Source organism: Lysobacter changpingensis (assembly GCF_017308985.1).
GTDB lineage: Bacteria > Pseudomonadota > Gammaproteobacteria > Xanthomonadales > Xanthomonadaceae > Lysobacter_J > Lysobacter_J changpingensis.
This window is the reverse complement of sequence record NZ_JADWPE010000002.1, coordinates 611,165-636,270: the sequence shown is the minus strand read 5'-3', so window position 1 is coordinate 636,270 and position 25,106 is coordinate 611,165. Positions and strand designations below refer to the sequence as shown.

Sequence of the window (25,106 nt, the reverse complement as noted above, 5' to 3'; positions counted from 1 at the left end):
GGGACGCGAGGTCCATGAAAATGTTGACCACCGGCCACCGTAAGCGGGGCCGCCTCGGCCACATGCGAGGTGGACGATGACCGTGATGCGCGAGGCCATCGACACGACCACGCTGGGTTGGATCAAGCCCGAGCTGGACGAGACCCTGCGCCTGGCCCAGCAGGAGATCGAGGCGTACGCCGAGAATCCCGCCGACGCCACCCGCATGCGCCACTGCGCCGACCAGCTGCACCAGGTGCACGGCACGCTGCGCATGGTCGAGCTGTACGCGCCGGCGATGGTCGCCGAGGAGATGGAGCGCCTGGCGCTGGCATTGCAGCAGGGCAAGGTCGCCGACCGCGACGAAGCCTGCGCGGCGCTGATGCGCGGCGTCGTCCTGCTGCCCGATTACCTGGAACGCCTGCAGGGCGGCCATCGCGACATTCCGATCGTGTTGCTGCCGCTGCTCAACGAACTGCGCGCCACGCGCGGCGAGGCGGGCCTCAACGAAAGCGTGCTGTTCGCGCCGGATCTCGACCGCCCGCTCCCGGCCAACCTGCCCAGCGCCCTGCCGGCGGCTGCGCCGACGCGCGGCGCGACGTCGCCGCACCTGGCCGCCCTGCGCGATGCGCTGGCGAACTGGCCGGAAGACGGCAACCCGACCCAGCCCGAGAAGCTCGCCGGCGCCATCGACGGCCTGCTCGGCGAGGTCGTGCTCGAACCCGTGCGCCGCATGCTGTGGGTCGCATCGTCCGTTGCCGGCGCCCTGCGCGACGGCGCGCTGCCGGCCACGCGCGCGCTGCGCCAGGCCTTCGGCGGCGTCGAGCGCGAAGCGCGCCTGATGCTCGCCGACGACGGTTTCGGTGCGCACCGCTCCGAGCCGGCGGCCGAGCCGACCCGCCAGCTGCTCTACCACGTCGCCCACAGCGACGGCCGCCATCCGGCGCTGGACGATCTGCGCCACACCTTCGAACTGGCGTCGCACCTGCCCAGCGAGTCCGAACTCGAACACGCACGCGGCTCGTTGTCGGGCCGCAACCGCGCGCTGCTGGACACCGTCGCCGCGGCGATCAAGGAAGACCTGTTGCGCGTCAAGGACGCGCTCGACCTGCACCTGCGCACCGGCCAGACCGACGTCGCCGAGCTCAAGCCGCAGGTGGAAGCGCTCGGCCGCGTCAGCGACACGCTCGGCATGATGGGACTGGGCGTCGCCCGCACCGTCGTGCTGCAGCAGCGCGATGCGATGCACGACATCGTTTCCGGCAAGCGTCCGGCCGACGAAGGCGCGCTGCTCGATGTCGCAGGCGCCTTGCTCTACGTCGACGCCTCGCTGGACGACCAGGTCTCGCGCCTGGGCCTGCCCGACGCCGGCGCCGAGGACGACCTGCTCGCCGGCGAGGCGCGCAAGGTGCTCGACGTGCTCGTGCGCGAAGCCATCGCCAACTTCGGCGATGCGCGCCAGGCGTTCGTCGCGTTCGTGGAAACCAACTGGGACCACGCCGAACTGGCCGAAGTCCCGCGCGTGCTGGACGAAGTCGCCGGCGCCTTGCGCATGCTGGAGCTGCCGCAGCCGGCCGACTACCTCACCGGCGTGAAGCGCTACACCGAGGTCGAGCTGATCGGCCGCAAGCGCGTGCCCAACGGCCAGCAGCTGGACACGCTCGCCGACGCGCTCGCGAGTCTTGAGTACTACCTCGAAGCGCTGCGCGAGCAGCGCCCGAACCGCAACCACATCCTCGACATCACCCGCCAGAGCCTGGAAGCGCTGCGCTACTGGCCGCTGCCGGAGTTCGACATCGCCGCGACGATGGCGCCGTCCTCGCCGATCAGCCGCGAGGACCTGGCGCGCGTTCCGGACTTCGAACTGACCGACGAGATCACGCTTGGCACGCCGGCCGCGCCGGCCTTCGACGCGAATGCGTTGACGCCATCGCCGACGCTGGCCGCCGAAGTGCCGGTCGCGCAGGTCGCCGCTTCCGCGCCGGCCGCTCCGGCGCCGGCGCCCGCGCCGGTCGCGAGCACGCCGCAGCAGATCGCCGCCGGCGGCTTCGAACACAGCGACGACATCGACGACGAGATCCGCGAGGTGTTCCTCGAGGAACTCGACGAGGAAATCCGCCATCTGGGCGACCTGCTGCCCGAATGGCACGCGCGGCCGGAAGACAGCGAGCGCCTGCGTCCGATCCGCCGCGTATTCCACACGCTCAAGGGTTCGGGCCGCCTCGTCGGCGCGAAGACGCTGGGCGAGTTCAGCTGGAAGATCGAGAACCTGCTCAATCGCGTGCTCGACGGCACCCGTCCGGCGAGCCCGGCGGTGATCGGCCTGGTCGGCCACGCGTACACGGCGCTGCCGCAGTTGCACGCCGCGCTGCGCAACGAAGGCGCCATCACCGCCGACCTGCCGGCGATGGAAGCCCACGCCGATCGCCTCGCCGAGGGCGACGAAACGCTGTACACGCCCGCGCCGCCGAAGGTGGAAGTGGTTGTCCAGGCGGTCGAGCCGGTGGTCGAACCGGTCGCCGAGCCGGCGATCGAGGAGATCACGCTGGAAGCCGTCAGCTTCGACGGCCTGGACGGCGTGGACGTCGAGGAAATCAGCTTCGACGACGTGCCCGTCCTCGACGCCGCCCCGGTGCTGGAACCCGAGTCCGGCGTGCCGGCCTCGGTCGATTCGGTGCTGCTGGAAATCCTCGACGCCGAAGTCAGCGGCCATCTGGCCACGATCGAACAGTGGCTGGCCGCCGCCCAGGCGCAGCCGCGCCCGGCCGACGACGGTCTGCAGCGCGCGTTCCACACGCTCAACGGCGCCTTCGCGATGACCGAAGTGCCGGTGATCACCGAGATCACCGGTCCCACCGAGGTCTACGTCAAGCGCCTGCTGGCCTCCGCCCAGCCCGCCAGCACCGAGGGCGTGGCTGCGATGGGCGAGGTCGCCGACGCGATCCGCCGCACGCTGGCGACGCTGAAGTCGCCGGCACCGCGCATCCCGACCTTCGACGGCCTCGCCGAGCGCATGCGCGCGCTGCGCGACAGCCTGCCGGACGCGCGCCAGCCGATGCAGCACGAGCCGGCCGAGCCCGCGTTCACCGCGATCGACCTCAGCGAGTTCACCGACCTGGCCGCCGACGTCGGCCCGGACTACCTCTCCGATCCCGCGCACGCCGCGCGCATCGAGGCCGAGCTGGCCGAAGCGCGCCGCATCGAGGCCGAACGCGAGGCGATCGAGCGCGCCAACGCCGAGCGCATCGAAGTCGAACGCCTGGAAGCGGAGCGTTTCGCGCTGGAAGAACAGCAGCGCGAAGCCGAACGCCTGGCGCTGCTCAAGCGCGAGGAAGACGCGCGCGCGGACGCGGAACGACGCGAAGCCGAACGCCTCGCCGCCGAAGCCGCCGAAGCCGAGCGCCTGGAAGCCGAGCGCATCGCGGCCGAGCAGGCGCAAGCCGAACGCCTCGCTGCCGAACGTGCCGAGGCCGAGCGCCGCGCCGCCGAACAAGCCGCCGAACGCGCCGAAGCGGAGCGTCTCGCCGCCGAACACGCGGAAGCCGAACGCGCCGCGGCCGAACGCGCCGAAGCCGAACGCCTTGCCGCGGAACACGCCGAGCGGCTCGCTGCGGAAACCGCGCACCAGGCCGCCGTCGAAGCGGCGATGGCCGAGCGCCAGGCCGCCGCACTCGCCGAACAGCAGCGCATCGAAGCGCAACTGCTGGAAGCCGAGCGCCTCGCCACCGAGCGCCTGGAAGCCGAACGCCTCGAAGCGGCGCGCATCGCCGACGAGGAAGCCGAGTACGCGCGCCTGGAAGCCGAATACGCCGAGGCCGAGCGCGTCGCCCGCGAACAGCAGGCGACGGTCGAAGCCGCGTCGCTGGAAGCGGCGTCCATCGGCCAGGGCTTCGTGGATGCGCCGGCGATCGGCGACGTGCGCGACGAATTGCCGGACGTGGAGGAGATCGCGCAGGACGCGTTCGCCGAAGCGCCCGCGCACGAGCCTTCGCAGGCATCGCACGAAGCGCCCGCTCCGTCCATCGAAGCGCAGGAGCCGGCCGTGGCCGCGCTCATCGCGCACGCGCTGGCCGGGGCCGACGATCCGGACGAAGCGCTGGACCTGAGCGAGCTCGATCCGGAGCTGGTCGACATTTTCGTCGAGGAAGCCAGCGACCTGCTCGACCATTCCGACGGTCTGCTCGCGCAACTGCGCGAAGCCCCGACCGAGCGCGAATCGCTGGTCGGCCTGCAGCGCGACCTGCACACCATCAAGGGTGGCGCGCGCATGGCCGGCATCATGGCCGTGGGCGAACTCGGCCACGCGATGGAATCGCTGCTCGAAGCCGTGGTCGAGAACCGCTGCGAACTCGGCCGCGACGGCGTGCCACTGCTCGAGCGCGGTTTCGACCGCCTGCATGCGATGGTCACCCGGGTCGGCGACCGCCGCGCGATCGCCATGCCCGAAGCGCTCATCGCCGAGTTCGACGCGCGTTCGCGCGGCGAGACGACGCTGGGCGACCTGGCTGCCGCCCATGTCGCGAAGCCCGCTGCAAAGCCGGCGCCCGCGCCCGCGCCGAAGCCGACTCCGCAGGTTGTCGACGACGCGACGCACGAACCGCACGTCGACCTGAAGCCGCTGTCCGCACCGATCAGCGACCAGCCGCTGACCGACGAGGACGACATCGGCGTGCGCGCCCCACAGGAACAGGTGCGCATCCGCGCCGACCTGCTGGACCGCCTCGTCAACTACGCCGGTGAGGTCGCGATCTACCGCGCCCGCCTGGAACAGCAGCTCGGTGCGTTCCGTGGCGCCATCGCCGAAATGGCGGCGACGAACACGCGTATGCGCGACCAGCTGCGTCGCCTGGAAATCGAAACCGAAGCGCAGATCGTCGCCCGCTACCAGCGCGAGGGCGACGACGGCGAGCAGGCGTTCGATCCGCTGGAACTCGACCGCTTCTCCACGTTGCAGCAGCTCTCGCGCGCGCTCGCCGAATCGGCGGCCGACCAGGTCAGCCTGCAGACCACGCTGGACGACCTGACGCGCCAGTACGAAACGCTGCTGCTGCAGCAGTCGCGCGTGAGCTCGGACCTGCAGGAAGGCCTCATGCGCACGCGCATGGTGCCCTTCGATGGCCTGCTGCCGCGCCTGCGCCGCGTCGTACGCCAGGCCTCGAACGAGCTGGGCAAGCACGTCGCGCTCAAGCTCGACGGCACCCAGGGCGAACTCGACCGCAACGTGCTCGAGCGCATGACCGCGCCGCTGGAGCACATGCTCCGCAACGCCGTCGCGCACGGCCTGGAAACGCCGGACAAGCGCAGGAAGGCCGGCAAGACGGACGAAGGCACGATCCGCATCGCGGTGCGCCGCGAAGGTTCGGAAGTCGTGCTGATCGTGGCCGACGACGGCGCCGGCCTGAACCGCGAGGCGATCCTGCGCCGTGGCCGCGAGCGCGGCCTGGTGCCGGAAGGCGCCACGCTGTCCGATGCCGCCATCGACGCGCTGATCCTGGAACCGGGCTTCTCCACCGCCGAATCGGTCAGCCGCCTGGCCGGTCGCGGCGTGGGCATGGACGTGGTCGCCAGCGAAGTGCGCCAGCTCGGCGGCACGCTCGACATCGCGTCCACGCCGGGCAAGGGCGTCACCTTCACCCTGCGCCTGCCGCAGACGCTCGCCGTCACGCAGGCGGTGTTCGTGCGCATCGGCGAGACCACCTTCGCCGTGCCGATCGCCTCGGTGCGCGGCGTGGGCCGCATCGCCCGCGACCGCCTGGACATGGTCGACGCGACCTACCGCTACGGCGGCGAGGACTACGCGGTGCACGATCTGGGCACGCTGGTCGGCCATGGCACCGCCAAGGCCGAAGGCGCGCTGCAGATGCCGCTGCTGCTGATCCGCTCGGGTGACCTGCGCGCGGCGGTGTGCGTCGACCAGGTCGTCGGCAACCGCGAAATCGTGGTGAAGCCGGTCGGTCCGCAGGTGGCGTCGGTGCCGGGCATCTTCGGCGCGACCATCATGGGCGACGGCCGCGTGGTGGTGATCCTCGACGTCGCGCCGCTGGTGCGCCGCCAGTCGATGCTGCCGCGCGAACACGTCGCCGCGCCGGTCGCGCCGGCCGAAACGCGCCGCGTTCCGCTGGTCATGGTGGTCGACGACTCGGTCACCATGCGCAAGGTCACCGGCCGCGTGCTCGAACGCCACAACTTCGAGGTGCTCACCGCGAAGGACGGCGTCGACGCGCTGGAGCGCATGGTCGAGCGCGTGCCCGACCTGATGCTGCTCGACATCGAAATGCCGCGCATGGACGGCTACGAGCTCGCCACCGCGATGAAGGGCGATCCGCGCCTGCGGAGCGTGCCGATCGTGATGATCACCTCGCGTACCGGCGACAAGCATCGCCAGCGCGCGTTCGAGATCGGCGTGGAGCGCTACCTGGGCAAGCCGTACCAGGAGCCGGAACTGATGCGCAACGTGTACGAGCTGCTGGGGGCTGCACGGAATGAGTGAGTCCTCCCGTCGCGCGGTCCTTCTGGCGCGACCGGGCGCAGCCTGCGAACGCCTGCGCTCGGCCCTGGCCGACGCGGGCGCGCACCTGGTGCTGGAAGCCGACCCGACCACGCTTCAACCCGAAGCACTCGGCCAGGCCGCGCCGCAGGTGATCGTGGTCGCGCTGGATCCGGTCACCGAGGACGTGATCGAGAAGTTCGATCCGGTGCTGGCCGATCCGTCGGTCGAAGTGATCTACGAAGAAGCCGCGCTGGCCGCCACGCGCGAGGGCTGGGACCTGGCGCGCTGGGTGCGCCATCTCGCCGCGAAGCTGCACGGCCACGGCGACGTCCTGCCGCCGGGCCACGAACCCGAAGGCATGGAGCCGCCGGAACCGGTCGCCGCGCCACGTGCGGTCGAAGCCGCCGCGCCGGTCGCGACGTTCGACGCGCCATCGCGGGCGCAGACCAGTGAAGCGGCGCCGGTCGCCACGATCGCGGCGCGTGGGCCGGTGATCGAAACGCCCGCGCCGGTTGCCGTGGCGAACACCGCCCCGCCGGCGCTGGAAATCGCCGAAACGCAGGTCCAGTACACGCACGAAACCACGCTCAGCCCGTTCGACCCCGTCGCCGCGGAAGCCGGCTTCGATGTTTCCGAGGCCGTCGAACTGCCGCCGGCGCTGGCCGACATCGAACTGAGCTTCGCCGCCGACACGTCGCTGGTCCCGGCCGATGCCATCGATGCGTCCGCGGAACTGGTGATCGAACCGTTCGAATCGAGCTTCGACTACGAAGTCGCCGACACGCCAACGCCGGTGTTCGAATCGACGATGCCGGACGTGGTCGAGCTGTCCACGTCGATTCCGGCGGCAGCGCCCGCCGCGTCCGCACCGGTGCTGATGTTCGACGTCAGCCGCGACGGCGCGCCGGCGGTGGACGCGCCAAAGGCCGCCGCACCGGCCGCGCCGGACTGGTCCTTCACCGACGATGCGCCCGCCTCGGCGCCTGCCGCGCGCGAGGCCGATCCGAACCACAAATTCCAGCGCGACCTCGGCGACATCGAGCGCCGCATCTCCGCGCTCGAACTCGTCGAGGACAAGCCGGCGGTGCAGCTGGGCGGCGCGATCCTCGTGCTCGCCGGCATCGGCGGACCGGATGCGGTGCGCCAGCTGCTCGGCGGCCTGCCGGAACAATTCCCGCGTCCGGTGATCGTCCAGCAGCGTCTGGACGGTGGACGCTACGACCGCCTCGTCGCGCAGATGCAGCGCGCCACGCCCCTGCAGGTGCGCCTGGCCGAGCCCGGCCTGATCGCGATGGCCGGCACGATCTACATCCTCCCGGCGGACGTCTCCATCGCGGTGAGCGAGTCGGGCATGCGCTTCGTCGAAGGCGGCGACGACGTGCTCGCCACGTTGCCGGCCAGCGATTCCGCCGTGCTGATGCTGAGCGGCGCGGATCCGGCGCAGGTCGATGCGGCGATGAAGTTGTCGTGGTCGGGCGCGCTGGTCGCCGGACAGGCGGCGGACGGCTGCTACGATGCGGTCGCCGCGTCGGCGCTCGTCTCGCGCGGCGCGCAGTCGGGCCAGCCGGCCGAACTGGCGGCGCGTCTGGCCGAACGCTGGCGCTGAGCGAGCAGGTGCACGACCCAGGAGCACAGGACATGGCCACCGAACACGCAGCCCAATCCAGCGGCGCACCCGAAAACGACATCCGCGGCGTGCTCATCCAGGTCGCGGGCGGACGGCTGCTGCTGCCCAACGCGACCATCGCCGAAGTGCTCTCCTACGCCGAACCGGACGCCGTCGCCGACGCACCGGACTGGCTGCTGGGCCGCATCCGCTGGCGCGGCTGGCAGCTGCCGCTGCTCGCGTTCGGCCGGTTCTCGGGTCTGGCGAACGAACGCGGTGGCCTGGGCAGCAAGGTGATCGTGCTGCGCGCGCTGGGCGGCAATCCGCGCGCACCATATTTCGCGCTGCTGACGCAGGGCTTCCCGCGACTGGTCACCGTGTCGCGCGATGCACTGGTGGTGGTCGACGACCACAACCCGCTCCCCAACGGCGTGCAGGCGCGCGTGCTGCTCAACGAGGACGCGGCGTTCCTGCCGGACCTCGGCGCGATCGAAACCCAGATCGGCCTCGCGCTGGCGCAGGCGGCTTGAGCCGCGGCGACCGCGCTGGCGGTCCGTCCGCACCGCGCTACGCCTCGGTCGATGCGCTGCGCGGGCTCACCGTCGCGGCGATGCTGCTGGTCAACAACCCGGGCGACTGGGGCCACGTGTTCGCGCCGCTCGAACACGCGGCGTGGCACGGCTGCACGCCGACCGACCTGATCTTCCCGATGTTCCTGTTCATCGTCGGCGTGTCGATCGCGCTGGCGCTGCTGCCGCGCGTCGAACGCGGCGACGACGTGCGCGCGCTGACAAAGACCGTGCTCGTGCGCGCCGCGCGCATCGTCGGGCTCGGGCTGCTGCTGCACCTGTGCGCGCTGTGGGCGTTCGACCTGCCGCACTACCGCGTGATGGGCGTGCTGCAACGCATCGGCCTGTGCTTCGCCGCCGCGGGCGTGCTCGCGCTGCACACGCGGGCGCGCGCGCAGTGGGTCCTCATCGGCGCGCTGCTCGCCGGCTACGGCGCGCTGCTCGCGACCGGCGGCTCGCTGGAGCCGTTCGTGAACATCGCCAGCCGCATCGACCATGCGCTACTCGGCGCGCACGTTTACCAGCTCGATGCGGCCACCGGCCGCGGCCACGATCCGGAAGGCCTGGTCAGCACGCTGGGCGCGCTCGCCACGACGCTGCTCGGCCTGCGCGCGGGCGAATGGCTCAGGCGCGGGAACCGTCGCGCGCTGTGGATCGCGGGTGCGGTCGCGATGGCTGCCGGCCTCGCGTGGTCGTCGTGGCAGCCGCTCAACAAAAACCTGTGGACGCCGTCCTACGTGCTGTGGACTGGCGGCATCGCGTGCTGGGTCCTCGCGATCTTCCATTCGCTCATCGACCTGCGTGGCTGGCCGCCGCTGGGCCGCGCCTTCGGCGTGAACGCGATCGCCGCGTACGCCGGTTCGGCCTTCATGCTCTACGCGCTGGTCGCGCTCGGCTGGCTCGATCCGCTGTACCAGCACGCATTCGCCGGATGGATCACGCCGCACTCCGGGCCGTACGTGGCGTCGCTCTCGTATGCGATCGCGTTCGTGCTGGTGTGGTGGGGCGTGGTGCGGGTGCTGGATGCGCGGAAGGTGTACTTCAAGATCTGATCCTCTACCGACCGGCCTGAATGGAATTCATCTGCCGCTTCCACGATGGCGACGAACTGAAACGCGTTCGCCACCTGCTCGCTTCAAAGGGCATTCCGACGTTCGCGCCATTGGTCGAGCGGCCCAGAATGGGCGAACAATGGGCCCTGTTCGCCTGCATCAACGAGCAGGCGGACGACGTCCGCAAGTTGCTGCGCGATCCCACGCACCAGCCCGCGCTCAGCGTGGATGCGCAGGCGTTCGAGGCCATGCTTGAACATCCCGACACCTCATTGCTGACGCGCTATGCAACCGTCATCGCGATGACGGTGTTCGTCCTGTTTGCGTTGCTCATGTGGCTGATGATGCGTTACGCGTGAGCGGACGATTGGGGCCAAGGCCGCGGGGCCTCACGCGAAATCGCCGAGCTTCGCCTGCAACGCCGCCACCGCAGCCAGTCCCGCCGTTTCGGTGCGCAGGATGCGCGGGCCGAGCCTGAGACCACGGAAGCCGGCGGCACGCAGTTGGGTGCGATCGAGGTCGGACCAGCCGCCTTCCGGTCCGATGGCGAGATGGACCGGTTGCGCGATATCGACCTCGAGCGTGCCGAACGACAGCTCGCCTTCCGGGTCGAGGATCAACCGCAACCCGCCCGAAGGCAGCGCCGTCAATGCCGCCGCCAGCGACACCGGTGCGGCGACCTCCGGCACGAACGCACGTCCGCTCTGCTCGCACGCCGACGACACGACGCTGCGCCAGTGTGCCAGGCGCTTCTCCGCGCGCGCTTCGTCGAGCTTCACCTCGCTGCGCTGCGACCACAGCGGATGGAACGCGTGCGCGCCGAGCTCGGTCGCCTTCTGCAGGATCAGGTCCATCTTCTCGCCGCGCGCGACGCCCTGCAGCAGCACGAGTTTCAGCGGCGACTCGCGCGTCACCGGTTCCATCGAATCGATCGCCACGCGCAGCTCGCGCTTGTTCATCGCGACGATGCGCGCCGCGTAATCGTGGCCGTCGCCGTTGAACAGCACGCACGCATCGCCCACGCCCAGCCGCAGCACGCGGCCCAGGTGCGCGGCGGCGCTGTCGGGCAACGCGATCTCGCGGCCGACGGCCAGCGGTTCGTCGACGTGGACGCGGGTCAGGCGCATGCGGCTTCCTCGATGGCGTGGTCGATCGCCGCACGCGTGGTGTCGGCGAGCAGTTGCAGGGCGTCGTCGTCGACGCAGTAGGGCGGCATCCAGTACAGCACGTCGCCCAGCGGACGCAGCAGCACGCCGCGACGCAGCGCTTCGCGGTACGCGCGAAGCCCGATGCGCGCGGACGCGTCGAACGGCGTGCGCTTGTCGCCGCCGCGCGTGAGTTCGAACGCGACGATCATCCCCGCCTGCCGCACATCGGCCACGTGCGGATGTCCGGCGAACGCGGCGGCGAGCTGCGCCATTCGCTTCGAAGTGGCGCTGTTGCGCGCGATGACGTCGTCCTGCTCGAAGATCGCCAACGACGCCAGCGCCGCGGCGCAGGCGAGCGGATTTCCGGTGTAACTGTGCGAATGCAGGAAGGCCTTCTCGCGCGAATCGTCGAGGAATCCCTCGTAGATGGACTGCGTCGCCAGCACCGCCGCGAGCGGCAGCGCGCCGCCGGTGAGTCCCTTCGACAGGCACAGCAGGTCGGGCTGCACGCCGGATTGTTCGGAAGCGAACAGCGTGCCGGTGCGGCCGAACCCCACGGCGATCTCGTCGCAGACCAGGAACACGCCGTGCGCGTCGCACAGCTCGCGCGCGCGCCGGAGGTACAGCGGATCGTGCATGCGCATGCCGCCGGCGCATTGCACGCGCGGTTCCAGGATCAGCGCGCAGACTTCGCCCGCGTGGCGTTCGAGCAGCGCGGCGAGCGCGTCGGCGGCGCGTTGCGCACGCTGCGCGGGCGTTTCGCCGTCGTCGCACAGGTACGCGTCCGGCGAGGGAGCGAACATCGCCTCGGCCAGCAGCGGCGCGTACACGCGGCGGTACAGCGGGATGTCGCCGACGGCGAGCGCGCCGAGCGTTTCGCCGTGGTATCCGTTGTCGAGCGCGATGAACTTCGTGCGTCCCTCGATGCCGCGGTTGCGGAACCAGTGGAAGGCCATCTTCAGTGCGACTTCGACACCGGCCGAACCGTTGTCGGCATAGAACACCTTCGCCAGCGGTTCGCGCCCGGCCTCGCGCGGCGCGATGGCGAGCAGCTTCTCCGCCAGTTCGACCGCCGGCGCGTGCGACACGCCGGCGAGGATCACGTGCTCCAGCGTGCCCGCCTGGCGCGCGATGGCGGCGGCGATGCGCGGCTCGGCGTGGCCGAAGAGGTTGGTCCACCAGCTGCTGATGGCGTCGAGGTAGCGGCGGCCGTCGCGGCCGATCAGCCACGCGCCTTCGCCGCGTTCGACCGGCAGCAGAGGCAGGGTGCCCCCCGGATCGAGGTGTTCGCGCATCTGCGTGCACGGGTGCCACAGCACCGCCAGGTCGCGCTCGCGCCACGCGGCCGTCGCGTCGCCGCGCGCTATCATGTCGTCCATTCGCTGCATCCCGCCATTCTAGCCGCGCGCCGGGCCGGGACCTTCCACGCCCGCGTTCGCGCCATTCCGGATGGCGCATGTCTGGAGCCCGCATGTCGCGTCGCCTGCCCACCATCCACCGCATCACCGAACACGACGCCGGCCCGTACCGGCTCGAGCGCCTGGACCTGGAGTTCGCCAACGGCGAGCGCCGCCACTACGAGCGCCTGCACGGGCGCGGGCACGGCGCGGTCGTGGTGGTGCCGATGATCGACCAGGACACCGTGCTGCTCGTGCGCGAGTACGCGGCGGGCGTGCACCGGTACGAACTCGGGCTGGTGAAGGGCCGCATCGACGCGGGCGAGACGCCGGAGCAGGCGGCCGATCGCGAACTGAAGGAAGAAGCCGGCTACGGCGCGCGCGACGTGCAGGTGCTGCGCGCGCTCACGCTCGCGCCGACCTACATGAGCCACCAGGCGCACCTGGTGATCGCGCGCGACCTGTATCCCGAGCGCCTGCCCGGCGACGAGCCGGAGGAACTGGAAGTGGTGCCGTGGAAGCTCGACGCGCTGCACGAACTGATCCTGCGCGAGGATTTCTCCGAAGGCCGCAGCATCGCCGCACTGTTCATCGCCCGCGAATGGCTGAGGACGCACTCCCGATGACGAACCCGTCCGCACTTCCCAATGCCGCGATGCGCGAGGCGGTGATCGCCGTGGCTTTCGATGCCGCCAGCGCGATCCTGGGCATCTACGACAGCGAATTCGCCGTGCAGCACAAGGACGACGATTCGCCGCTCACCGCCGCCGACCTTGCCGCGCATCGCTGCATCGTCGATGCACTGGCGCGGATCACGCCCGATATTCCGGTGCTTTCGGAGGAATCCGCGCACGAAGTGCCGACGGCGATGCGTCGCCAATGGACGCGGTTGTGGATCGTCGACCCACTCGACGGCACGCGCGAGTTCGTCAAGCGCAACGGCGAATTCACCGTGAACATCGCGCTGATCGAGGACGGCGTTGCCGTGTGGGGCATCGTGCAGGCGCCGGTGACCGGCGAGCTGTGGCACGGCGGTGCGGCGCTGGGCGCGTTCCGCCGCGAAGGCTCGCGCGACCTGCCGCTGCACGTGCGCAGGCCGGCGACGGCGCCGCTGCGCGTGGCGGCGAGCCGTTCGCATCGCGACGGCCGCACGCAGGCGTTCATCGATCGCATGGGCGAGACCGAACCGGTCGGACTCGGTTCGTCGCTGAAGTTCTGCAAGCTCGCCGAGGGCACGCTCGATGTGTATCCGCGCTTCGGCCCGACCAGCGAATGGGACACCGCCGCGGGCCAGTGCGTGCTGGAAGGCGCGGGCGGCGCGGTGCTCGATCCGCAGGGACGGCCGTTCCGTTACAACCAGCGCGAACGCATCCTCAACGGCGATTTCATCGCGCTCGGCGATGTGGAATTGCCGTGGCGGGAATGGATGGGCGATCGCGCGTAGCGCGCAGCTACAGAGCCGTCATCCCGGCGAAGGCCGGGATCCACGCACGGGCGGCAGGTTCTTGCGGGCCTTTCTTTCGGGAACGTGACCGCCTGGATTCCGGCCTTCCGGGATGACGATCATCAGGAATCGTCTTTGGAACGAGAACATGCGCAAGTCCAGTGACATCCACCGCCTGCTCGACATCATGGCCCGCCTGCGCGATCCGAAGGGCGGTTGCCCGTGGGATCTGGAACAGGACTTCGCGACCATCGCGCCGTACACGATCGAGGAAGCGTACGAAGTCGCCGATGCGATCGATCGCGGCGATCTGGCGGACCTGAAGGACGAACTCGGCGATCTGCTGCTGCAGGTCGTCTTCCATGCACAGATGGCGTCGGAGCAGGGGGCGTTCGCGTTCGGCGATGTCGTCGCGGCGATCTGCGACAAGATGGTGCGCCGGCATCCTCACGTGTTCGGCGATGCATCGGTGGACGATGCACAGGCGCAGACCGTCGCGTGGGAAGAGACCAAGCGTCGCGAACGCGAAGCGAGCGGGCACGCGGACACCTCCGCGCTGGCCGGCATCGCGCGCGGCCTGCCCGAATGGCAGCGCGCCGTGAAGCTGCAGAAGCGCGCCGCGCGCGTGGGCTTCGACTGGCCGGACGTGACGCCGGTGTTCGCCAAGCTGCACGAGGAAATCGACGAGGTGCGCGCCGAATTCGCCGCGCTCGACGCCAATCCGGACGATGCCGCGGCGCGCGACCGGCTGGAGGACGAGATCGGCGACGTGCTGTTCGTCTGCGCCAACCTCGCGCGGCATGCGCAGGTCGACGTGGGCGCGGCGATGCGGCGCGCCAACCTCAAGTTCGAACGCCGCTTCCGTGCGATGGAGGCGCTGGCGCAGGCCGACGGCACATCGCTTGCCGGCCTTCCGCTGGAAGCGCAGGATCGCCTCTGGGATCGCGCGAAGGCCGCCGAGAAGGCCTGAGCGCCCGGCATCGGAGGACGACATGTCGCGCTTCGCCAGCTTCCGCGAGTTCTATCCGTTCTACCTGAGCGAACACCGCCACCGCACCAGCCGACGGCTGCATTTCATCGGCAGCTGCGGCGTGCTGGCGCTGGTCGCGCTGGCGATCGTGCGTGCCAATGCGTGGTGGTTGCTCGCGGCGCTGGTGTGCGGCTACGGCTTCGCGTGGGTCGGGCATTTCTTCTTCGAGAAGAACCGGCCGGCGACGTTCAAGCACCCGTTCTATTCGTTCCTCGGCGACTGGGTGATGTTCAAGGACATCGTGACGGGGAAGATCCGGTTCTAGGGGAGGGACGAGGAACCAGGAACGAGAAGTGGGAAGCGCGGCTTTGCCCGCTTCCCGCTCCTGCTCCAAACCCCTCACTCCAGGAAGATCAACCAGGCGGCTACCGCGATCAGCGCGAATCCCGCCCAGTGGTTCCACTTCAGCGGCTGGTCCAGGTACCACGCCGAGAACGCGGCGAAGACCAGCAGCGTGATGACTTCCTGAAGGCCCTTGAGCTGCGGCGCGGAGTAGACTGCGCTGCCCATCCGGTTGGCCGGGACCATCAGGCAGTATTCGAAGAACGCGATGCCCCAGCTGGCGAGGATCGCCATCATGAGCGGCGCGGACTTGTACTTCAGGTGGCCGTACCAGGCGAAGGTCATGAAGACGTTCGAGCCCAGCAGCAGGGCGATGGGGAGGATGCGTTCCAGGGGCATGGGCAGGATTCGCTGGGGCTGGTTCAGTTTTCGTGGTGGGCCTTCACGGTCCCTCCACCCGCGCCCCGGCAGCCTTCACAAAGCTGAAGCGTCGGGAGGTTTGCATGCAGGGTACCGGAACAAGGGATGGCGGCCTGGTCCTCATTGTCGAGGACAACCGCAACATCTCGGAGATGGTAGGCGAGTATCTCGAAGGTCGCGGCTTCGAGGTGGACTATGCCAGCGACGGCCTCGACGGTTATCGCCTGGCGACGGAAAACAATTACGACGTCATCGTGCTGGACCTGATGCTCCCGCGCATGGACGGCGTGGAGCTTTGCAAGAAACTACGCGAGGAAGCGCGCAAGTCGACGCCGGTGCTCATGCTCACCGCGCGCGACACGCTGGACGAGAAGCTCACCGGCCTGGGCGCCGGGGCCGACGACTACCTGACCAAGCCCTTCGCGATCCAGGAGCTGGAAGCGCGCCTGCGCGCGTTGATCCGCCGCGAACGCCGGCAGGTCGGGGGCGAGGTGCTGAAGGTCGCCGACCTGGTCCTCGATCCCGCCAGCCTGCGCGTGACGCGCGGCGGAAGCGAGCTGCAGCTTTCGCCGATCGGGCTTCGCCTGCTGACCATCCTCATGCGCGAATCGCCGCGCGTGGTGAGCCGCCAGGAGATCGAACGCGAGATCTGGGGTAACGGCCTGCCGGATTCGGATACCTTGCGCAGCCATCTCTACAACCTGCGCAAGACCATCGACAAGCCGTTCGACAAGCAGCTGCTGCATACCGTGCAGAGCGCGGGCTATCGCGTGGCGGACATATCCCAGCCGCCTGAATAGTCGCGACTCATGGCGCACGGACTACCGCGCAGGATCAAACTCGCGTTCATCACGCAGGCGTTGATCGGCAGCATCGTGATCACGGTGGGCATCCTGCTCACCGGGATCATCGTGCGCCAGAAGGTCGTGGAACAGCGCGTCGCGCAGGAAGCGCAGGCGTTCTGGCAGGCGTACGCGGAAGATCCTTCGCATCGCCTGCCGGGCAGTTCGACGATGACGAGCTACCTGGTCATTCCCGGCAACCTGCAGCCGGCGTTGCCGGCCGAACTGCGCGCGGTGACCGGCAACGGCGTGCAGCGCCTGCGCGACAGCGGGCGGCTGGTGTACGTCGATCGCCGCGAGCAGGGCACGCTGTACATCGTGTTCTCCGCGTGGCTCGCCGACCAGTCGGTGCTGCTGACGGGACTGGTGTCGCTGTTGCTTTCGCTGGTCACCAGCGGCGTGCTGATCTGGATGACGTATCGCACGTCCAAGCGCCTGGTTTCGCCGGTGAGCTGGCTGGCGAACCAAGTCGCGCACTGGGACCCGCGCGATCCCGATGCGAGCGCGATCGCCTCCGCGCACCTGCCGCCGGAAGCGGGCGACGAAGTGCGCAAGCTCTCGCGCGCGCTCACCGGGCTGTCGCAGCGCGTCGGCGATTTCGTCCAGCGCGAACGCAACTTCACCCGCGACGCCAGCCACGAACTGCGCACGCCGCTCACGGTGATCCGCGTCGCCACCGACCTGATGCTCGCCGACACCGAGAACAGCCCGCGCACGCGGCGTTCGCTGTCGCGCATCCAGCAGGCCGGGCGCGACATGGAGGCGGTGATCGAGGCGTTCCTGATCCTCGCCCGCGAAGCCGACGTGGCGCCGCAGAGCGAGGAATTCGAGGTGCGCGAGATCGTCACCGCCGAGGTCGAACGCATCCGCCCGCTGCTCGGCGACCGCCCGGTCACCGTGAGCCTGCACGACGAAGGCGCGCCGCGACTGGTCGCGCCGCCGCACGTGCTGCGGGTGATGGTCGGCAACCTGCTGGGGAACGCGGCGCGGTTTACCGAATCGGGCGAGATCGAGGTGCGCCTGATGCCCGATCGCGTGGTGATCCGCGACAGCGGCATCGGCATGTCGCCGGAAATCCTGGCCAAGGCGTTCGATCCGTTCTTCCGCGCCGATTCGGCCGACAGCGACGGCAAGGGCATGGGCCTGTCGATCGTGCGCCGGCTCGGCGAGCGCTTCGGCTGGCCGGTGAGCCTGGCGAGTGCGCCGGGGCAGGGGACGACGGCGGTGATCCGGTTCGGGCGATGAGTCCGTTCCTCTCCCCCGGCGTCTGCTCGTCCCCCTGCTTGCAGGGGTAAGCGGCGCTAGCGCCGAACCTCCGCGCGGGAATCCCGCCGCTGTCGCGGCCTCCGCAACCCCGCGGCCATCGGGCCTGGCCCGTTCGTCGGGACGCGCGCCAGTGGTGCGCAAGCGTCCCTCCTCACCCGTGCACGCAGGGGAGGGAGAATCGGCTGAACGATTCCCTCCGCCCACTGTCAACGCACACGCCGCTGGCGCGTTCGCGCCGGCATACCTCCTGAATAGAGCCCCATGAGCGCAGCCCGCCCGACCCGCAATGCCCGCAAGCCCACGCCCTGGATCCGCCACGGCATCGTCGCCGCGGTGGTGCTCGCCCTGGTCGCGGGCGGCGCGTACTTCTATCGCAAGCGCGGCGCGGAAGCGGCCGAGGGCGCGTTCCGCACCGTGCCCGTGGAGCGCGGCGACATCCGCGTGGCGATCTCCTCCACCGGCACGCTCAGCGCGATTTCCACCGTCACTGTTGGCAGCCAGATTTCCGGCCAGGTCACCGACGTGCTGGTCGACTTCAACGACCAGGTGAGCAAGGGACAGGTCATCGCGCGCATCGACCCGAAGACCTACGAGGCGCAGATCGCGCAGGGCAACGCGCAGATCGCCAGCGCACGCGCGTCGCTCAACCAGGCGCAGGCGACGCTGCTCAACGCCGAGCTCGATTACAGGCGCAAGGCCGACCTCGGCGCGCGCCAGCTGGTCGCGCGCAGCGACGTCGACCTCGCCAAGGCCGCGCTCGACCAGGCGCGCGCGCAGGTCAATGCGGCGCAGGCGTCGATCCGCCAGCAGACCGCATCCACGCAGACCACGCAGGTGAACCTGGAGCGCACCGTGATCCGCTCGCCGGTGGACGGCGTGGTGCTCACGCGCAGCATCGAGCCCGGCCAGACCGTGGCCGCGAGCCTGCAGGCGCCGGAGCTGTTCACCATCGCCGAGGACCTGGCGAAGATGAAGATCGAACTGGCCGTGGACGAAGCCGACATCGGCCAGGTCCGCACCGGGCAGAACGTGTCGTTCACCGTCGATGCGTTCCCGGATCGCCAGTTCCGCGGCACGGTCGAGCAGGTGCGCCTGTCGGCGACCACCACGAACAATGTCGTGACCTATCCCGTCGTCGTCACCGTCGACAACAGCGACGGCACGCTGCTGCCGGGCCTGACCGTCAACGCGGAAATCGAAGTCAGCAAGCGCGACGACGTGCTGAAGGTGTCCAACGCCGCGCTGCGCTTCAAGCCGGCCGACACCGGGCAGAACGCGGTCGCCACGCCGCAGGCGGGTGGCCCCCGCGGTGGCACGGGCATGCTCGACGATCTCTCTCGCACGGCCGCTTCGATGAAGTTGAACGCCGACCAGCAGGCGGCGTTCGACACCGCCGTCGAAGCCGTACGCGCGCGCCAGGCCGCGCGCCAGGCGCAGGCGACGCAGCAGGGCGGCAACGGCTTGTTCGGCGGCGGTCGCGGTGGCCCGGGCGGGCCTGTGACGATCGGCGGACCCGGCGCCGGCAACGTGCAGGCGCAGGTGCGCCAGCGCATGGCCGACCGCTTCAAGGAAGACTTCGCCGCCTTCCGCGCGACGCTCGACGATGCGCGGAAGAAGCAGTGGGATGCCGCGCTGTCGAACCTGGTCAACGCCAAGCGCGTGCCGCTCTACAAGCTCGTCGACGGCCAGCCGCAGGCGGTGATGGTGCGCCTGGGCGCGAGCGACGGCACCGACACGGAAATCTCCGGCGGCGGCCTCAAGGCCGGCGACGCGATCGTGACCGGCGAAAGGGCGCGCGAATGAGCGCGCCCTCGAACGAGCAAGGTCGCGCGCGAATGAGCGCGCCCTTGAACGCCGCCGTACGCGACGGCGCAGACGTGCCGGTGATCCTCACCCGCGCGCTCAGCAAGACCTACGCCGCGCACACCGAAGCCGAAGTGCAGGCGTTGCGCGGCGTGAACCTGCGCATCGATCGCGGCGAGTTCGTCGCGATCATGGGGCCGTCGGGCTCGGGCAAATCCACGCTCATGAACCTCATCGGCTGCCTCGACACGCCCACCGCCGGCACCTACGAATGCGACGGCGTGGACGTCTCCACGCTCGATGCGGAAGAGCTGGCGGCGCTGCGCCGGGACAAGATCGGCTTCGTTTTCCAGGGGTTCAACCTGCTGCCGCGCATGAGCGCGCTGGACAACGTGGCGATGCCGCTCGGCTACGCGCGCGTGCCGCCGCACGAACGCCTGGAGCGCGCGCGCGAAGCGCTGGTGTCGGTCGGCCTGGGCGAACGCGTCGGCCACAAGCCCAGCGAACTTTCCGGCGGCCAGCAGCAGCGCGTGGCGATCGCCCGCGCACTGATCAACCGCCCCCCGATCCTGCTCGCCGACGAACCCACCGGCGCGCTCGACAGCAGGACGGGCGAGGAAATCCTCGCGCTGTTCAAGCGCCTGCGCGACGACGACCATACCGTGGTGCTGATCACGCACGACGCGGAGGTCGCCGCGCATGCGGACCGGGTGTATGTGATGCGCGATGGGGAGTTGCACGCCGAAGAGCCGGTTCCCGAAGGAAGCGCGCCATGAACTTCTCCGACATCCTGAGAACCGCCATCTACGCCCTGCGCGGCAACTGGATGCGCAGCGCGCTGACGTCGCTGGGCGTGATCATCGGCATCGCGGCGGTGATCGTGATGGTCTCCGTCGGCCAGGGCACGCAGCAGGAGATCGACAAGATGGTCTCCGGACTGGGCTCGCAGCGGCTGGACATCAGCCCGGGTTCGCGACGCGGTCCGGGCGGCGGCGGGCGCATGAGCGCGTCGAGTTTCTTCACGCTCAACGAAAGCGACGTCGACGCGATCCGCAACGAGATCCCCGAAGTGCAGTACGTCGCCGGCGCCCTGCGCGGCAACACGCAGGTGGTCTACGCGGAGAACAACGCGTCCACCAGCTGGCAGGGCGTGCAGGCGGATTTCTTCGACATCAACGGCTGGGCCATCGACAACGGCCAGGGCTTCGACGCGCAGGATTACACCAGCGCGGCGAAGTCGGTGATCATCGGCGAGACGGTGCGGCGCACGCTGTTCGGCGACGACTCCGGCGTGGGCCAGACGATCCGCCTGGGACGCGTGCCGTTCACCGTGGTGGGCACGCTCAAGCCGAAGGGGCAGGGCGGTTTCGGCCAGGACCAGGACGACGTGGTGATGGTGCCGCTGGAAACCGGACGCCGCCGCCTGATGGGCGCGATGGGCCTGCCTTCGGGCGCGGTGATGCAGATCGCGCTGACCGTCGCCGATGCGAAGGACCTCTCGTACGCGCAGGGCGAAGTCGAGGCGCTGCTGCGCCAGCGGCATCGCATCAAGCCGGGCGAGGAAGACGACTTCAACGTGCGCAACATCTCCGAGATCGTCGCCACGCGCACCGCGACGACGCGCCTGATGTCGCTGCTGCTGGGCGCGGTGGCGACGATCTCGCTGATCGTCGGCGGCATCGGGATCATGAACATCATGCTGGTGTCGGTGACCGAGCGCATCCGCGAGATCGGCCTGCGCATGGCGGTCGGCGCGGGGCCGTCGGACGTCCGGCGGCAGTTCCTCGCCGAGGCGATGCTGCTCTCGCTCGGCGGCGGCGTGCTGGGCATCGCGATCGGCGTCGCCGGTGCGCTGGTCGTCGGCCGCTTCAGCGACCTGCCGGTGGCGTTGAACGGACAGGTGATCGCGCTGGCCGCGACGTTCTCGATCATGACCGGGCTGTTCTTCGGCTATTACCCGGCGCGGAAGGCTTCGCAGCTGGACCCGATCGAGGCGCTGCGGCAGCAATAGGCGGACGCGACAGCGGTCCCCGTGCAGCAGGCGCGGGGACCCGGGTTGGCGTTCAGGCGGATCCCGCCGTTTGAGGACTGCGATGTCCCGGGCCGGCCCGGGCTCCGCCGCCCATCGGACGGGCCCGGCAACGTTGGCCAGACTGCGACTCTGTCGCATGAGAAAAAGTCGCTATCCTCGGGCCAGGTTTCCATCCGGTCCGTCCATGCGTCTTTCGCTCCCGCTCGCCGTCCTGTTCGCCATGTCCTTCAACCTCCATGCGGCCGACGCGCCGGCCACCGGCAAGACCGCGCTGGTGATCCACGGCGGCGCCGGCTTCGTGCCGCGCAACGCGATCACGCCGGGCGAGCGCAAGGCCTACCACGAAGCCCTCAACCGCGCGCTCGACGCCGGCAACGCCGTGCTCAGCCGGGGCGGCAGCGCGCTGGACGCGGTGACCGCGGCGGTGGTGGTCCTGGAGGACGCGCCGCAGTTCAACGCCGGCAAGGGCGCGGTCTTCAACGCCAAGGGCGGGCACGAGCTCGACGCCTCGATCATGGAAGGCCACACGCGCCGCGCCGGCGCGATCGCCGGTGTCACGACGATCAGGAACCCCATCAGGCTCGCGCGCACGGTGATGGAGAAGAGCCCGCACGTGATGCTCGCCGGCGACGGCGCGGAAGCGTTCGCCGATGAGCACCCCGAGATCGAGCGCGTCCCCAACAGCTATTTCGACACCGACAAGCGCCGCCAGCAGCTTGAAAAGGCGCAACGCGACGAAGCCGCGAAGGGCAAGCGCGAGGCGTACAACGGCACGATGGAGGCGCCGACGTATTTCGGCACCGTCGGCGCGGTCGCGCTGGATTCGCAGGGGCACATCGCCGTGGCGACCAGCACCGGCGGCATGACCAACAAGAAGTGGGGCCGCGTCGGCGATTCGCCGGTGATCGGCGCCGGCAGCTGGGCCGACGAACGCTGCGGCGTCTCCGGCACGGGCTGGGGCGAGTTCTACATCCGCAATGCGGTGGCGCATGACATCTGCGCGCGCATGGCGTATCGCGGCGATTCGCTGGAAACGGCGGCGAACGCGGTGGTCAACGAAGTCGTCACGGCGGCTGGCGGCGACGGTGGCGCGATCGCGCTCGACCGCGACGGCAACATCGCGATGCCGTTCAACAGCGGCAGCATGTTCCGCGGCTGGATCAGGCCCGATGGCAGCCGGGGAACGGCGATTCACGAGGGGGAGTGAGGGGCTTGTCCGTTCAGGCGGATGACGCCTCCGCATGGAGCGGTTCCGCGCGACAGGGTCGCGTGACACTTCGCCGACCCTCACCCAACCCCTCTCCCGGTGGGAGAGGGGCTCGAACCCTCAGGCCGTCAGCCCCGCCTGCTGCTGCATCCATTCGTCCATGCGGCGCTTGAGTTCCTCCGGCGACACGTCCTCGACGTGCGTCGCCAGGCTCCACTTGTGGCCGAACGGATCGACCACGGTGCCCATGCGGTCGCCCCAAGCCTGGTTCTCGACGGGGCGGTCGATCTTCGCGCCGGCCTTCACCGCGCGGTCGTAGGACGCGTCGACGTCGGGCACGTAGATCACGAACGTCGCCGTCGCGCCGCCCCGGCGTTTCGGGCCGAAGGCGTCCATGTCGGGCCATTCGTCCGACAGCATGAGCATCGAATCGCCGATGCGGATTTCCGCATGGCCGATCTTGTCGCCCATCGGCAGGCGGAAGATCTCCTCCGCCGCGAGCGCTTCGCGATAGAAGTCCAGCGCGGCGCTGGCGTCGTCGACGATCAGGTACGGCGTGACGCTGTGGTAACCCTCGGGAGTGGCGGGGACGCTCATGTCGGCCTCCATGGGCACGTGGCGGCGCGTGGTGCGCCGGTGGGGTGGAACCGGTGGGAATCAGTGCGGCAGCTTGCTCGCCAGAAGATCGACACGGTCGATCTGCGGCGGCGCGGCCAGCAGGTCGCCGGCGCGTTCCATGAGCGCGGCGGCGATCGGGCCGTCCAGGTGCGCCTGGCGGCCGGCTTCGGTGTCGAAGGTGTCGTAGATGCCGAACGAGGTCGGCCCGAAGCGCAGCGCGAACCATGTCCGCGTGCCCGGTTCGGCTTCGGCCAGCGGGAGGGCGCCGCGCAGGAACCGCTCGACTTCCTCTTCCTTGCCCGGCTTCGCCTCCAGGCGGGCCAGCAGCGCGCAGCGGGACATGGCGGACCTCCGGGCGGGTCGGTCAGGATGGGCCCGCCCGCGCTAACGGGACGCGAAGAACCCGCTACCGGCGCATGACACGCACGGCTCGCCGCACGGCGCGTTCCGTGAACGCCGGCGGGCCGGAGGCTTTGTGGCAAAATCGGCCCCCTGCCGCGGCCCGTCCGCGACCTCTTCCTTCCACGACCGCCTCCCATGCCGATCGCAGATCCGCTCCTCGCCGTGTGCGCGCCCGCCGGGAATCCCGGCCGCGCTCCCGTCGCGTGCGGCCCGGATCGCCCACGGCAGGCCTCCTGAGTCCACGAATGGCCGACGAATTCGGGCACCTTCCGCGCGGTCCCGCGCGTATCGCCAAAGCCACCCAATGGTCCATGCAGGGCCTGCGCGCAGCCTGGCTGCACGAGTCCTCCTTCCGGCTGGAGGTATACCTGTTCGTCGTCCTGGCCCCGGTCGGCTGGTGGCTCGGGCAGACGCCGGTGGAACGCGTGCTGCTGATCGGCTCGATGCTGCTGGTGCTGAGCGTGGAACTGCTCAACTCCGCGGTCGAGGCGGTCATCGAACGCTACGGCCCGGAGTTCCACGAACTGGCCGGCCGCGCGAAGGACATGGGGTCGGCGGCGGTGTTCGTGGTGATGATGAACGTATTGCTGACCTGGGGCGCGATCGTGCTGCCCCGGTTGCTCTGACTCGCTGAAATGAATCTGGCAGGAAATCGAACGTGATTCTGGAAATGCTGACCGATCCGCAGGTGTGGATCACCCTGGTGACGCTGAGCGCGATCGAGATCGTGCTGGGCATCGACAATCTCGTCTTCATCTCGATCGCGGTCAGCAAGCTGCCGTATGCGCAGCGCGAGAAGGCGCGCAAGTTCGGCATCGCGGTGGCGTGCATCACGCGTATCGCGCTGCTGCTCACGCTGGCCTGGCTGGCTGGGCTGACCAACGATCTGTTCACCGTGTTCGGCCAGGGCATCTCGGTGCGCGACCTGGTGCTGATCCTGGGCGGCGCGTTCCTGCTGGTGAAGGGCACGATGGAGATCAAGGACCTCATCATCGGCGAGTCCGAGGAAGAGGACATCCACACCAAGCCCAAGGCGTCGTTCATGGGCGTGATCGCGCAGATCGCGGTGATCGACATCGTCTTCTCGCTGGACTCGGTGATCGCCGCCGTCGGCATGGCCAACCACACGCCGGTGATGGTCGCGGCGATCCTGCTCGCGGTCGCGGTGATGCTGCTGGCCTCCAAGCCGCTGGGCCAGTTCATCGACCACAACCCGACGATCAAGATGCTGGCGCTGGCCTTCATCGTGCTGGTCGGCGTGTACCTGGTGGCGGACGGTTTCGAACTGCACATCCCGAAGGGCTACATCTACGGCGCGATGGGTTTCTCGGCGCTGGTGGAATGCCTCAACCTGTGGGCGAAGCGCCGCGCGCAGGCGCGACTGCAGCCGGAATGATGTTGCGAGGAACGAATCGATAGGAAAGAGAAACGAGCGAGGCCAGAGCCGCGTCCGTTTCCACGACGGCCTTCCCCGCGGAAGGCCGTTTGTTTTTGGCGCCTGCGTTCCTCGTTCCTCTTC

General features: G+C 69.7%; 22 protein-coding genes. 17 read left to right on the top strand and 5 right to left on the bottom strand.

Annotated features, from left to right (window positions below; translation table 11 throughout):
- Window positions 1-76: 76 nt before the first annotated feature.
- From I4U41_RS04560 to I4U41_RS04540, 5 genes are read left to right on the top strand one after another with little or no spacing between them, the layout of a single operon-like run.
- Window positions 77-6,469, top strand: a complete 6,393-nt coding sequence (locus I4U41_RS04560) for an Hpt domain-containing protein (protein WP_206859927.1) — start codon at window positions 77-79, stop codon at window positions 6,467-6,469.
- Window positions 6,462-8,075 carry a chemotaxis protein CheB gene (locus I4U41_RS04555; protein ID WP_206859926.1) on the top strand — a complete coding sequence of 538 codons (1,614 nt, stop codon included), beginning with the start codon at window positions 6,462-6,464 and terminating at the stop codon, window positions 8,073-8,075. The genes I4U41_RS04560 and I4U41_RS04555 overlap by 8 nt, the downstream gene beginning before the upstream one ends.
- Window positions 8,076-8,107: 32 nt before the next feature.
- Window positions 8,108-8,605, top strand: a complete 498-nt coding sequence (locus I4U41_RS04550) for a chemotaxis protein CheW (RefSeq protein ID WP_206859925.1) — start codon at window positions 8,108-8,110, stop codon at window positions 8,603-8,605.
- Window positions 8,602-9,696: an acyltransferase family protein gene (locus I4U41_RS04545; RefSeq protein WP_255541991.1), complete on the top strand. Its 1,095-nt coding sequence runs from the start codon at window positions 8,602-8,604 to the stop codon at window positions 9,694-9,696. Before I4U41_RS04550 ends, I4U41_RS04545 begins: the two co-directional genes overlap by 4 nt.
- 20 nt (window positions 9,697-9,716) lie before the next feature.
- Window positions 9,717-10,055, top strand: coding sequence for a hypothetical protein (locus I4U41_RS04540; RefSeq protein ID WP_206859924.1), 339 nt, complete (start codon window positions 9,717-9,719; stop codon window positions 10,053-10,055).
- Between the two features lie 30 nt (window positions 10,056-10,085).
- On the opposite strand, the gene I4U41_RS04535 is transcribed toward I4U41_RS04540, so the two are convergent.
- Window positions 10,086-10,823: a 16S rRNA (uracil(1498)-N(3))-methyltransferase gene (locus I4U41_RS04535; RefSeq protein ID WP_206859923.1), complete on the bottom strand. Its 738-nt coding sequence runs from the start codon at window positions 10,821-10,823 to the stop codon at window positions 10,086-10,088.
- Window positions 10,814-12,223 (bottom strand): adenosylmethionine--8-amino-7-oxononanoate transaminase, encoded by a 1,410-nt coding sequence (gene bioA, locus I4U41_RS04530; protein WP_425492482.1) that lies wholly within the window; start codon window positions 12,221-12,223, stop codon window positions 10,814-10,816. The genes I4U41_RS04535 and bioA overlap by 10 nt, the downstream gene beginning before the upstream one ends.
- A 92-nt stretch (window positions 12,224-12,315) precedes the next feature.
- Between bioA and nudE the strand changes: the two genes are divergently transcribed.
- The 4 genes from nudE (at window position 12,316) to I4U41_RS04510 (ending at window position 14,980) form a co-directional block, all read left to right on the top strand.
- Window positions 12,316-12,867: an ADP compounds hydrolase NudE gene (gene nudE, locus I4U41_RS04525; protein ID WP_206859922.1), complete on the top strand. Its 552-nt coding sequence runs from the start codon at window positions 12,316-12,318 to the stop codon at window positions 12,865-12,867.
- The gene (gene cysQ / locus I4U41_RS04520; RefSeq protein ID WP_206859921.1) at window positions 12,864-13,685 is read left to right on the top strand and encodes a 3'(2'),5'-bisphosphate nucleotidase CysQ; all 822 of its coding nucleotides are present in this window, start codon (window positions 12,864-12,866) and stop codon (window positions 13,683-13,685) included. The genes nudE and cysQ overlap by 4 nt, the downstream gene beginning before the upstream one ends.
- 148 nt (window positions 13,686-13,833) lie before the next feature.
- Window positions 13,834-14,655: a nucleoside triphosphate pyrophosphohydrolase gene (mazG, locus tag I4U41_RS04515; RefSeq protein WP_206859920.1), complete on the top strand. Its 822-nt coding sequence runs from the start codon at window positions 13,834-13,836 to the stop codon at window positions 14,653-14,655.
- A 22-nt stretch (window positions 14,656-14,677) separates the two neighbouring features.
- Window positions 14,678-14,980 carry an Mpo1-like protein gene (locus I4U41_RS04510; RefSeq protein WP_206859919.1) on the top strand — a complete coding sequence of 101 codons (303 nt, stop codon included), beginning with the start codon at window positions 14,678-14,680 and terminating at the stop codon, window positions 14,978-14,980.
- A 74-nt stretch (window positions 14,981-15,054) separates the two neighbouring features.
- Here I4U41_RS04510 and I4U41_RS04505 read toward each other — a convergent pair whose 3' ends face one another.
- A complete protein-coding gene (locus tag I4U41_RS04505) occupies window positions 15,055-15,396 on the bottom strand; it encodes a DMT family protein (RefSeq protein WP_206859918.1) in 342 nt (113 codons plus the stop codon).
- 104 nt (window positions 15,397-15,500) lie between these two features.
- Between I4U41_RS04505 and I4U41_RS04500 the strand changes: the two genes are divergently transcribed.
- From I4U41_RS04500 to I4U41_RS04475, 6 genes are all read left to right on the top strand, one after another.
- Window positions 15,501-16,217 carry a response regulator transcription factor gene (locus I4U41_RS04500; protein WP_115843669.1) on the top strand — a complete coding sequence of 239 codons (717 nt, stop codon included), beginning with the start codon at window positions 15,501-15,503 and terminating at the stop codon, window positions 16,215-16,217.
- A gap of 9 nt (window positions 16,218-16,226) precedes the next feature.
- Window positions 16,227-17,504, top strand: coding sequence for a sensor histidine kinase (locus I4U41_RS04495; protein WP_206859917.1), 1,278 nt, complete (start codon window positions 16,227-16,229; stop codon window positions 17,502-17,504).
- Between the two features lie 282 nt (window positions 17,505-17,786).
- Entirely contained in the window at window positions 17,787-19,328 is a 1,542-nt protein-coding gene (locus I4U41_RS04490; RefSeq protein WP_206859916.1) for an efflux RND transporter periplasmic adaptor subunit, read from the top strand.
- 32 nt (window positions 19,329-19,360) lie between these two features.
- Window positions 19,361-20,104, top strand: a complete 744-nt coding sequence (locus I4U41_RS04485) for an ABC transporter ATP-binding protein (RefSeq protein WP_206859915.1) — start codon at window positions 19,361-19,363, stop codon at window positions 20,102-20,104.
- Entirely contained in the window at window positions 20,101-21,339 is a 1,239-nt protein-coding gene (locus I4U41_RS04480) for an ABC transporter permease (protein ID WP_206859914.1), read from the top strand. Before I4U41_RS04485 ends, I4U41_RS04480 begins: the two co-directional genes overlap by 4 nt.
- A 205-nt stretch (window positions 21,340-21,544) precedes the next feature.
- Window positions 21,545-22,567, top strand: a complete 1,023-nt coding sequence (locus I4U41_RS04475) for an isoaspartyl peptidase/L-asparaginase family protein (RefSeq protein WP_206859913.1) — start codon at window positions 21,545-21,547, stop codon at window positions 22,565-22,567.
- 120 nt (window positions 22,568-22,687) lie between these two features.
- On the opposite strand, the gene I4U41_RS04470 is transcribed toward I4U41_RS04475, so the two are convergent.
- Window positions 22,688-23,164 carry a VOC family protein gene (locus I4U41_RS04470; RefSeq protein ID WP_206859912.1) on the bottom strand — a complete coding sequence of 159 codons (477 nt, stop codon included), beginning with the start codon at window positions 23,162-23,164 and terminating at the stop codon, window positions 22,688-22,690.
- Window positions 23,165-23,224: 60 nt separating this feature from the next.
- Entirely contained in the window at window positions 23,225-23,527 is a 303-nt protein-coding gene (locus I4U41_RS04465; RefSeq protein ID WP_206859911.1) for a putative quinol monooxygenase, read from the bottom strand.
- 305 nt (window positions 23,528-23,832) lie between these two features.
- Between I4U41_RS04465 and I4U41_RS04460 the strand changes: the two genes are divergently transcribed.
- Window positions 23,833-24,213, top strand: a complete 381-nt coding sequence (locus I4U41_RS04460; RefSeq protein WP_206859910.1) for a diacylglycerol kinase — start codon at window positions 23,833-23,835, stop codon at window positions 24,211-24,213.
- Window positions 24,214-24,245: 32 nt separating this feature from the next.
- A complete protein-coding gene (locus I4U41_RS04455; RefSeq protein ID WP_206859909.1) occupies window positions 24,246-24,983 on the top strand; it encodes a TerC family protein in 738 nt (245 codons plus the stop codon).
- Window positions 24,984-25,106 lie beyond the last annotated feature (123 nt).